The organism is Pseudoalteromonas sp. MelDa3 (assembly GCF_002863625.1).
Classification (GTDB): domain Bacteria; phylum Pseudomonadota; class Gammaproteobacteria; order Enterobacterales; family Alteromonadaceae; genus Pseudoalteromonas; species Pseudoalteromonas arctica.
Genome location: NZ_PJBR01000024.1, coordinates 32,232 through 42,068, shown reverse-complemented (window position 1 = coordinate 42,068; position 9,837 = coordinate 32,232). Strand labels below are relative to the sequence as shown.

10 protein-coding genes, 1 pseudogene and 1 riboswitch are annotated in these 9,837 nt (G+C 36.5%); of the genes and pseudogenes, 7 read left to right on the top strand and 4 right to left on the bottom strand.

Features of this window, described 5'->3' with window-relative positions:
• Both CXF89_RS21280 and CXF89_RS07205 read left to right on the top strand, forming a co-directional pair.
• A pseudogene (locus CXF89_RS21280) lies at positions 1-296 on the top strand (hypothetical protein); the annotation flags it as partial.
• Between the two features lie 104 nt (positions 297-400).
• Entirely contained in the window at positions 401-907 is a 507-nt protein-coding gene (locus tag CXF89_RS07205) for a hypothetical protein (RefSeq protein ID WP_121954216.1), read from the top strand.
• 35 nt (positions 908-942) lie between these two features.
• Here CXF89_RS07205 and coaD read toward each other — a convergent pair whose 3' ends face one another.
• Positions 943-1,434, bottom strand: coding sequence for a pantetheine-phosphate adenylyltransferase (gene coaD, locus CXF89_RS07200; RefSeq protein WP_024609006.1), 492 nt, complete (start codon positions 1,432-1,434; stop codon positions 943-945).
• 198 nt (positions 1,435-1,632) lie between these two features.
• On the opposite strand from coaD, the gene CXF89_RS07195 reads away from it, so the two are divergent.
• Complete coding sequence (locus CXF89_RS07195; RefSeq protein WP_024592300.1) at positions 1,633-2,325, top strand: TetR/AcrR family transcriptional regulator; 693 nt, start codon at positions 1,633-1,635, stop codon at positions 2,323-2,325.
• 324 nt (positions 2,326-2,649) lie between these two features.
• Positions 2,650-4,107 carry a tRNA uracil 4-sulfurtransferase ThiI gene (thiI, locus tag CXF89_RS07190; RefSeq protein ID WP_121954215.1) on the top strand — a complete coding sequence of 486 codons (1,458 nt, stop codon included), beginning with the start codon at positions 2,650-2,652 and terminating at the stop codon, positions 4,105-4,107.
• A 40-nt stretch (positions 4,108-4,147) separates the two neighbouring features.
• On the opposite strand, the gene CXF89_RS07185 is transcribed toward thiI, so the two are convergent.
• Together CXF89_RS07185 and CXF89_RS07180 are read right to left on the bottom strand one after the other, a co-directional pair.
• A complete protein-coding gene (locus CXF89_RS07185) occupies positions 4,148-5,050 on the bottom strand; it encodes a ketopantoate reductase family protein (RefSeq protein ID WP_121954214.1) in 903 nt (300 codons plus the stop codon).
• On the bottom strand, positions 5,043-5,396 hold the full coding sequence (locus tag CXF89_RS07180; protein WP_007581666.1) for a VanZ family protein: 354 nt from the start codon (positions 5,394-5,396) through the stop codon (positions 5,043-5,045). Before CXF89_RS07180 ends, CXF89_RS07185 begins: the two co-directional genes overlap by 8 nt.
• Before the next feature lie 152 nt (positions 5,397-5,548).
• Between CXF89_RS07180 and CXF89_RS07175 the strand changes: the two genes are divergently transcribed.
• From CXF89_RS07175 to CXF89_RS07165, 3 genes are all read left to right on the top strand, one after another.
• The gene (locus CXF89_RS07175; protein WP_007377833.1) at positions 5,549-6,031 is read left to right on the top strand and encodes a YajQ family cyclic di-GMP-binding protein; all 483 of its coding nucleotides are present in this window, start codon (positions 5,549-5,551) and stop codon (positions 6,029-6,031) included.
• Between the two features lie 201 nt (positions 6,032-6,232).
• The gene (locus CXF89_RS07170) at positions 6,233-7,039 is read left to right on the top strand and encodes a type 2 periplasmic-binding domain-containing protein (protein WP_121954213.1); all 807 of its coding nucleotides are present in this window, start codon (positions 6,233-6,235) and stop codon (positions 7,037-7,039) included.
• 42 nt (positions 7,040-7,081) lie between these two features.
• Positions 7,082-7,266, top strand: a riboswitch (cobalamin riboswitch).
• Between the two features lie 36 nt (positions 7,267-7,302).
• Positions 7,303-9,129 carry a TonB-dependent receptor domain-containing protein gene (locus CXF89_RS07165; RefSeq protein WP_121954212.1) on the top strand — a complete coding sequence of 609 codons (1,827 nt, stop codon included), beginning with the start codon at positions 7,303-7,305 and terminating at the stop codon, positions 9,127-9,129.
• Between the two features lie 90 nt (positions 9,130-9,219).
• Here CXF89_RS07165 and msrA read toward each other — a convergent pair whose 3' ends face one another.
• On the bottom strand, positions 9,220-9,756 hold the full coding sequence (msrA, locus tag CXF89_RS07160) for a peptide-methionine (S)-S-oxide reductase MsrA (RefSeq protein WP_121954211.1): 537 nt from the start codon (positions 9,754-9,756) through the stop codon (positions 9,220-9,222).
• Positions 9,757-9,837 lie beyond the last annotated feature (81 nt).

Genomic DNA, 9,837 nt, shown 5'->3' with positions numbered 1-9,837 from the left:
ATGATCTTGCTACTATTAGCGCCCTGATACTTTGGCGATTTATATATAAAAAATTAGTACCAATTGCTTTCTCCTATTTAATTGTAGGCCTTTTTATTAATGCATGTTTATTTTTAGGTATGCACTACGATATTGAAATTGCAGGTACTCTTTACTATTGGTGGTTTTGGACTGTTTATATTTTTGGAATGTATTTTGTCGACTTTACAATGGCATTGGTATTAATCATCAATAAGGATTTTTTAGGCTTAAACAAGCTTTTAAGATGTGTTAGAAAGTTAAGTTTAGATCGCTGAGGCAGTAAAGCTCAACTTAAAAGAAGAGTGATTTTGTGCCTTTATTTGATGTTGCCGTAATATGTAAAGCGGTATAATAATTTTTTATCTAGTGTTGGAGTAAAATGGTTGAGCTACTTTTAAATACAAATATCTCTTTTTATATAGGTATTTTTGTACAATGGGGCTTTTTGATGGCTTTTTTATATTCTTTAGCAAGTTCGATAAATAGCGCAGATAAAAGCATTGTTTGGCTATCTTTCATCATGGCACTTTCTTACTCTTCTAGTATGTTTATTGATATGGACGCGATTACTTACTTCGATTTTTTCTTATTCGATATTATTACTCTATTTGTTATTATTTTATCTGGTTTTTTTATAAAGATTAGCAGCGTATACATTTATTTATTATTTGGTTTAGGTATAAACACCTCACTATTTTTTGCAATGTATATAGATAATGATGTTATGCACCATTATGAATTTTGGTGGTTCTGGTGGGTGTACATAGTAGGTATAAATTTTACAGATTTGACCATGGTTTTAGTTTTCTTTATAGGTAAAGATATTTTAAAACTTGCTTGGTTAGAAGGAAAGCTAAATAAAGTGTTTAATAAAAGGGCCTATTAGTAATAGATTTCAGTGCTAACAGGCCTTATTTATTATTAACTGGCACCACAGCCCAATTTAGTTTTTAGCGCTTTAACAATTACCGGGTCTACAAACTCGCTTACATCACCATTGTGGCGAGCTACTTCTTTAACGAGTGTTGATGAAATAAATGAATTTCGCTCAGCGGGTGTTAAAAATACACTTTCTAAGTCGGGGTTCAGGCGGCGGTTCATGTTAGCTAATTGAAATTCATAGTCAAAATCAGATACAGCTCTAATACCGCGAATAAGCACATTAGCATTGTGCTCGCGTGCAAGATCAGCCAATAAACCAGAAAAACCAATCACCTTAACATTATCTATGTGGCTTAAAATAGAGTTTGCAAGCTCAACACGTTCTTCAAGGTTAAAGCAGGGTTTTTTACTTGGGTTATTAGCTACCGCAACTAATACAGTATCAAACATTTTAGCTGCACGTTGAATAAGGTCTGTGTGCCCATTAGTTAGTGGATCAAAGGTGCCAGGGTAAATTGCAATAACTTTCATAATGTTCACTATTTATTATTTTAGCGCTAGTTTAACAGTGTTTATGCCACAAAGCAGCCTAGCTAAAAAAGCATATAAACACTTACTTTCTTTAAACAGGTCAGTCCATGGTGGGAGTGTTTTAATGATTCATATTTGTTTATACTGTTTACCTCTTTTGAGTGTAATGTAGCCTATAGATAATTTGAGTATTAGCATATGAATACCAAGGATAAAATAATACACACCAGTATTTTGTTGTTTAACGAAAATGGTGAGCGTGCAATAACGACAAATCATATTGCATCAAACTTAGGGATGAGCCCGGGTAATCTTTATTATCATTTTAAAAATAAAGAAGACATTATCCGTCATATTTTTGCGCTGTATCGCGATCATTTAAATACTCACTTTAAACCTATTAATAAAGATGATGATGCATTTAATCATTTAACGGCTTACCTAGATTCGTTATTTGAGCTGATGTGGCGCTATCATTTTTTTTACGATAATCTCGGGGATATTCTCTCTAGAGATGCTGATTTAAAACAAGCTTATATTGATTTTCAGTTAGAGTTGTTAGAGCAAGTTCGTAAAATTATTTTAGGACTTCGCGACAGTGAAATGATTGCTATTGATGAGCAAGATGTCATTGATTTAGCACATACACTAAAGCTAACGGTTAGTTTTTGGACGCCTTATATTAAAGCCCGTAGGCCAAGTGGTACGCTTGCTGAGCAAGATATATATCATGGCATTTTAAAAGTACTTACATTATTTAGAGCGTACAGTACCGATAAAAGCATTGATAAAATGAACCTGCTACGTGAAAAATATACTGAATTAGCGCAACAAGCCTTAGGGCCTGTTGACCTTTCAGGATTAAAATTTGTTCAATCTAGGGGCGATTAAATCGCGACGCGAGGTTTGTAACCTAGTGGGCTAAGTAAAAACCAAGCAACAAAGAGTTAATCGCCCCTAGGCTGAACCCTTTGGGCAGCGCTTGTTTGGTATTTATGCTAAGTTATCGCCTATTTATGGGGAATAACCACACTACATAGGCTCTGCCTTGCCTAAATACCAAACACACTGCTGCAAATTTAACCTCGAAAGATAAACAGGCCCTAGCTGTAGTTTAATCGATAGTAATAGGCTGTTTCCTAGGCGCTGAATTTTTTGCTATAATCCCGCGCCAAATGCCTGGGAGCGCGAATTCCCGCAGTCTAAGAGTGAACTATGCTTAAATTTATCGTCAAACTACATCCTGAAATAGCCATTAAAAGCCGTTCAGTCCGTAAACGCTTTACTAAAGTGTTAGAAAATAACATTAAAATTGTATTGCGCCGTGTTGACGAAAAAGTACAAGTAAGAAATAACTGGGATAACATTTCAGTTGTTACAAAGCTTGAAGACGCGCAAGTTCGCCTTGATTTTATCGATAGCCTTAAACGCATCCCTGGCATTGTTCAATTTATTGAAGTAACCGAAACACAATTCGAAACTCTTGATGATATTTATCAAAAAACCATCGCTTTAGTTGGTCATACTATTGTAGGTAAAACCTTTTGTGTTCGTGCTAAGCGCATAGGGCAACACGATTTTACCTCAACTGATTTAGAGCGTTATGTTGGTGGTGGATTAAATCAGCATATTGAAGGCGCAAGCGTAAAGCTTAGCCGCCCAGAAGTAACAATACGCCTAGAAGTAAAAGACGATAAAGCTTACATTGTTTCTCATACACATTTTGGTATGGCTGGTTTTCCTTTGCCAACTCAAGAAGATGTGCTTTCGCTTATGTCGGGTGGTTTTGACTCTGGCGTAGCAAGTTATCAAATGATTCGAAAAGGCGCACGCACACACTTTTTATTCTTTAATCTAGGTGGCGCAGCGCACGAAATTGGCGTTAAGCAAGCAAGCTACTACTTATGGAAAAAATACAGCTCTACACATAAAGTTAAATTTGTAACGGTTGATTTTGAACCTGTTGTTGCTGAAATTTTAGAAAACGTTGAAAACAGTCAAATGGGTGTTGTACTTAAACGTATGATGATGCGCGCAGGGAGTGTGGTTGCGCAAAAGTTAAACATTCAAGCACTTGTCACTGGCGAAAGTATTGGCCAAGTATCTAGTCAAACATTAGCGAATTTAAACGTGATTGACCGTGTTACTGAAACGCTTATTTTACGCCCGCTTATTCAACACGATAAGCAAGAAATTATTAATATTGCTCGTCAAATTGGTACGGCCGAAATGGCAGAAACAATGCCTGAATACTGTGGTGTTATTTCTAAAAAGCCAACGGTTAAAGCCAAAATAGACGTTATTCTTGGTGAAGAAGAAAAGTTCGACTTTGATGTACTTGATACCGTTGTAAACAACGCACGTATAATGGACGTGCGTGATATTGACGTAGAAGCCAAACAAGAACTTAAAGAAGCTGAATCGGTTGCTGATTTGCCTGTAGGCTCTGTGGTAGTTGATATTCGCTCACCAGAAGAAGAAGAAGCTGCACCGCTTGCAATCGACGATGTTGAAGTGGTTCATTTACCGTTCTTCCGTCTGGCGACTAAGTTTGGTGATTTACCAAAAGACACCGACTACTATTTATATTGTGATAGAGGCGTAATGAGCCAACTACAGGCACTTATGCTGCACGAACAAGGCTTTGAAACGGTAAAAGTTTACCGCCCATAAGGTTTGTCGTCTTAAAGTTAAGAATTTATATAAGCGTGGTTTATACCACGCTTTTTTTTGCCTGAATTTTGACAAACAACTCATCATTGTAAGGTGTAGGAATACCGTAAATTTTACCTTGTTGGCCAATATAGCCACATATAGCTGATATTTCAGTTTCTCTGCAATGCGCTACGTCTTGATGCATTGAAGAGTAATTGTCAGACGTTAATTCCATTATTTTATAAGCGGTATTAAGTGCTTTAATCAATGGGATATTAAGCCCTTGTACCTTTGCTATATTGCATGCTTCAGTGAGTGCATTAAAAATTATAGCGTTGTACTTAGGTGCGCGTAACTCACCATTTTTTACATTACTTAAAGCGCTTAATGGGTTAATGGCAATATTTACGAGTAGTTTTTCAAAACGAAGCTGCTGAATGTTATTAGTAAACTTTAGGCTGGGTATCACTTTAAAAATATCAGCTATTGGCGCGCTATTTTGAAAAGCTAATTCATTACAAGCACCAATAACACTTTGTCCCTCACCAGTGTGCTGCACAATGTATTGGTTTGATTTAAAGCCCGCTATGCTTGTAGTTAAAAAGTAGAGTGCTTGGTGAGTGCTTAGTTGGCTATTTACCTCATCAACATTACCCATTCCGTTATGCGAAAGTACAACAGAGCAATGATTTGGTAAAAATGGCTTTATTTGCGTAAATGCATCAAGTACTTGAAAGGCTTTAACGGTAAATAAAACAACATCAAATTCAGCTGCTTTATTTAGCTGATTTAATGTAATAAATTGTGCGTCAATTTTTTTAGATGCCCCCTTACCTCGACTATAAAAGCGGGTATTTGTTGGGCTTTTGCGAGTTAAAACACTGACATTATGCGACGCACTTAGAAAATGACCAAGTAACAAGCCAATAGCACCATCGCCGACAATTAAAATATTAGCCATACGGGTTCTTTTTTCGAGGTGTAAAAATTACTCTAAGTAAAAAGTAGCTTGCGGCACCTGCAAAATCAGCAAAAAAATCACCGAGTGATGCTTGCCTATATGGAAGTGCGTCTTGCATTATTTCTATAGAGGCGCCATAACCTGCCAATAAAAGTATTTGCGCATATAAAGGAAGCTTAAACGCTTTATCCATTATTATGGCTAGTATAAAAAAAATCCCAAAATGGGCCACTTTATCAACATGAGGAAATAAATTTACAACGCCACCTTTTATTTCTTTGGCAAATAAAAAGGTAAAAGCTACTATGCTGATTAAAAAAATTGCTTGATAAACACGCCTTGTCACGACAAATCCTAAAATCGCTTAAAAAAGAGGCGCAAGTATATCAAACTAATTTAATATCGCACCTGAACAAGATGCAGAAAAATGTAAAGATTTATAATTTTAGCGTTATAATTACCACATAAAATTAAGATTAAATAGTTAGGAGCAAACCAATGCCTTCATTTGATATTGTATCTGAAGTAGAAATGAACGAAGCTAAAAACGCCGTTGATAATGCAAATCGTGAGCTAGAGACTCGCTTTGACTTTAGAGGCGTTGATGCATCTATTGAGCTAAATGACAAAACAATTAAGCTTAAAGCTGAAGCAGACTCTCAGGTTATGCAATTATTTGATATTTTAGCTAACAAAATATCTAAGCGTGGTATGGATGTATCAAGCTTAGAGCTTCAAGATATTACCCGTGCAGGTAAAAATGTATTTCGTAACGTTGGCTTAAAGCAAGGTATCGAAAAGGACATGGCTAAAAAAGTAGTTAAAGCCATTAAAGACTCTAAAGTTAAAGTTCAAGCTGCTATCCAAGGCGAAGAAGTACGTGTAACGGGTAAAAAACGTGACGATCTTCAAGAGGCTATGCAAGTAGTGCGCAGTGCTGAGCTAGGTCAACCTTTTCAGTTTAAAAATTTCCGCGATTAATTAATAAATAGTTTTAAATTAAGCATGCTTTAATCTGTTTATACTTACAGACAGATTGAAGCTACTTACTCTTTTTAAATATCTCACTATTATCCCTCTTTGCTGCCTAGATACTCCCGTATGTATTAATCTCCTTTTTGATATTTAAGCTATTATATTTAATCACATGCAATTAAGTACTTCACACTAGAAGGTATTAAAATGAAACGTCATCAATTATTTTTGTTATTTGTTTTGCTTACATTTACCAAACCAAGCTTATCAAAAACAGTTGATATTGATGTACTGGTTGAAGATGGCTACTTTCCCATTATTATTAATGCGCAAAAAAAACAGGGTTTTGCTCCTGAGTTTATTAAGATTTTAAACGGAGCACAGCAGGAGTTTAATTTCGTACTTAATTCTCTACCTGTAAAAAGGCTTGCTTTGTCAGTTGAAAAAAATAATTTTGATGTTTTATTTTTAATGGCACTGCAATGGATCCCACTATCAGCGCAAGAAAACATTGAAAAAACCGAATTTTATACCATTACCAAAAATGAGCTTTATACGCTTAAAGAAAATACAAATGAGCAAGCTTACTTTGACGACATTACGTCATTAACAAAGGTTGGGGTTCTGGGGTACTCGTATCAATTTGCTGGATTTAATACCGATGCCGAATTTTTAAGTGAGGAACATCAAGTAAGTTTAACCATTGATGAATTCAATGTGGTTAAAATGCTGCTATTAAAGCGCGCGGAAGTAGGCGTTTTAAATAATATTGCTTACCAATATTTTAAAAATCAAAATACTTTTAATATGGATTTACTCTATAAAAGTAACGTACCAGATGCCGTTTATAAAACGCACTTTTTAGTTAACTCTAAATCAAATAAGATCACTAGTAATAAAATGGATGAAATACTAAGCTTACCTACTACACAAATACAACTTAAGAAGCTACTTGATAAATATGGAGTTTCTTCAAACTATACTAGCCCCCAACTGCATTTTAAATGTTTTTAGCTGTATAGACGTCCATTGACATTTGTAAACAAAATACTCACAATAGCGACATATTTTCAAGGTGCTTGCTAGCCACTTCATGTAATGATTTTTTTAGCAGGATAATCGGGAAGTTGGTGCGTTTTCATGATGACTACAAGCCCAACACTGCCCCCGCAACGGTAAAGTATTGCATATTTTGATTTGCTTACTGAGTCCGGAGACCGGCCTTGATGCAATCTTACTTACTTAAATCTTTGCGGTGGGCAAAGGTAGGGGACATCATGTTAAACAAAACAACTTTAGGCGTTGCTATTTCTGCTGCGCTTTCATTTTCTGTGTTTGGCGCAGAGCAATCAATTGAAAAAATAACCGTTACAGCTAATAAATTTGAGCAATCAATCAATGACGTTTTAGCAAGTGTAAATGTTATTGAGCGTGCAGAAATAGAAGCAAGCAACGTACGCGATTTACCAACCTTATTAAGCACTCGAGTTGGTTTTCAGGTTAATCCAAACGGTGGTTTTGGCCAAAATACAGGTGTGTCACTTCGTGGTACTGGCTCTGGCGATACGCTAATTTTGATTGATGGTGTACGTACGGGCTCAGCAACACTTGGTCAAAAAGCATTAAATAATGTCCCTCTAAATAGTATTGAACGCATTGAAATTATTAAGGGTTCTCGCGCGGCTGTTTACGGCTCTGATGCACTTGCTGGCGTAATTAACATTATAACGCGTGAATCAGATAACTTATCTGTGAGTGCTACGTTTGGTTCTGATTCTTACCAAAATTATCAAGTGGCAGGCTCTGTAAAATCAGGCGATATAACAACAGCATTTAATGCAGGCTTTGAAAAAACAGATAACTTTGATGTACTGCAAGGCGTAGCACCAGATGAAGATGGCTATGAAAATAAAAATCTTGGTTTTAAAGTAAATTATACTGATGCACACTACGGCGACTTTAAGTTATTAGGTCAATACAGTGAAGGTTTCGCAGATTACGACAGCCGCTTTAGCCCAGCCGACAGTACGATTGAACGAGATGATTTTAAAAACTATCAGCTTTCTGCAGGTTGGAGTAAAAACTACACTAACCAAACGCACAGTATTGATTTAGCGCTAGCAACGGATGATTCAGACAATACATATGTCGATTTTTCAGTTGGACCAACAACAAGTACTTTTATAACTAAACGCACACAAATTGATTATAACGGCCAATACCTATTATCTGATGAGCTTAACATTAGTGGTGGTGTTAATTGGTACAACGATGATGTATCTCATAGTTCGCAACTATTTGTTGAAGACAGCCGAGATGTACTTGCTGTGTTTGTAGGTGCTTACTACGATGCAGATAAAGTATTAGCTAATTTAACTGTTCGCCAAGATGACGACGAGCAATTTGGCGACGAAACAACGTATACAGCCGCTGCGGGTTATCATTTATCTGAAGATGCAACATTTCGTATAAGCCAAAGTACTGGCTTTAAAGCCCCTACATTTAACGATTTATATTTCCCACTTTATGGTAACCCTGATTTACAGCCTGAAAAATCAGTAAACCGTGAGTTAGGTTTGAGTGTGGACTTTGATATTGCGCAAGTTGATGTTGCAATTTTTAGAAACGATATAGAAGATAAAATTGATTACGATGCAAACTTTGCATTAGCTAATATTGATGAAGCACGTTATGAAGGGGTTGAATTTAGCTTATCTCAGCAGTTTTTTGGTTTTGATAGCAACCTTAACTTTGCTTATTTAAGTGCAGAAGACGAAGAAACGGGCGCAGAGCTGCGCAATGTTGCTAAACGTACATTTAATTGGGAACTTGCAAAACAGTTTGGTGCGTTTGATGCGAGCTTAGACATGCAATACCGTAGCGACCGACAAGGTGCTGTGACGCGTTTAGGGTCATACACGCTTTGGAACTTAGCGGGTAATTATCAAGTAAATGAGCATATTGAAGTTTCGCTTCGTGTAGAAAACTTATTTGATAAAGAGTATAACGCTGTTGATTCAAATACTGATTTTACAACGGGTCAAGTGTATTACTACAACACGCCAGAGCGTCGCTTTTTTGCAGGCGCAAGCTACCAGTTTTAACGGTATTTATTAATATTAGAAAGCCCGACTTATGTCGGGCTTTTTAATGTGTAGCTAAGTTTAACTAATCAATTTAACTGCTCAAATTAGCTAGTCAACTAAGAACTCTTTAAATACGGTTTCAAATTTATGTAATTTAGGTGCTATTAAAATACTACAGTAACCCTGCTGTGGGTTTTCGTTATAGTAATCTTGATGATAATGCTCTGCTGGATAATACGTGGTGGCAGGGCTGACTTCTGTCACAATTGGCTCACTCACATGGCTTTGCAGTTGAGCTATCATTTCATTGGTTTGCTTTAGTTGAGCTTCGTCGTGATAGTAAACAACGCTTCTATATTGTGTGCCTATATCGTTACCTTGGCGATTCAATTGTGTAGCATCATGCAAAGTGAAAAACATTGCTAAAAGTGTTTCAAAGCTAACTACAGTGGTATCAAATTCAATTTTAACAACCTCAGCGTGCCCAGTTGTGCCAGAGCATACAGAATTATAGGTTGGGGTGTCGGTTTCGCCACCGGTATAGCCAGAACTCACATCTAATACGCCATTTACACGTCTAAATGCTGCATCTATACACCAAAAACAGCCGCCACCAAATGTTGCTACTTGCGTTGTTGAGCTCATAAGTATTCCTAAAATGTATATGGAGTTTAAAGGCGAGCATAAATTGTATGCGCCGCAACAACAAGGTTACGGCGCAATAAA

Excerpts from the sequence above, each read along its gene's own strand:
- CXF89_RS07175 (WP_007377833.1), top strand. The coding sequence starts at position 5,549 with ATGCCTTCATTTGATATTGTATCTGAAGTAGAAATGAACGAAGCTAAA.
- msrA (WP_121954211.1), bottom strand. The coding sequence starts at position 9,756 with ATGAGCTCAACAACGCAAGTAGCAACATTTGGTGGCGGCTGTTTTTGG.
- thiI (WP_121954215.1), top strand. The coding sequence starts at position 2,650 with ATGCTTAAATTTATCGTCAAACTACATCCTGAAATAGCCATTAAAAGC.
- coaD (WP_024609006.1), bottom strand. The coding sequence starts at position 1,434 with ATGAAAGTTATTGCAATTTACCCTGGCACCTTTGATCCACTAACTAAT.
- CXF89_RS07185 (WP_121954214.1), bottom strand. The coding sequence starts at position 5,050 with ATGGCTAATATTTTAATTGTCGGCGATGGTGCTATTGGCTTGTTACTT.
- CXF89_RS07165 (WP_121954212.1), top strand. The coding sequence starts at position 7,303 with ATGTTAAACAAAACAACTTTAGGCGTTGCTATTTCTGCTGCGCTTTCA.
- CXF89_RS07195 (WP_024592300.1), top strand. The coding sequence starts at position 1,633 with ATGAATACCAAGGATAAAATAATACACACCAGTATTTTGTTGTTTAAC.
- CXF89_RS07170 (WP_121954213.1), top strand. The coding sequence starts at position 6,233 with ATGAAACGTCATCAATTATTTTTGTTATTTGTTTTGCTTACATTTACC.
- CXF89_RS07205 (WP_121954216.1), top strand. The coding sequence starts at position 401 with ATGGTTGAGCTACTTTTAAATACAAATATCTCTTTTTATATAGGTATT.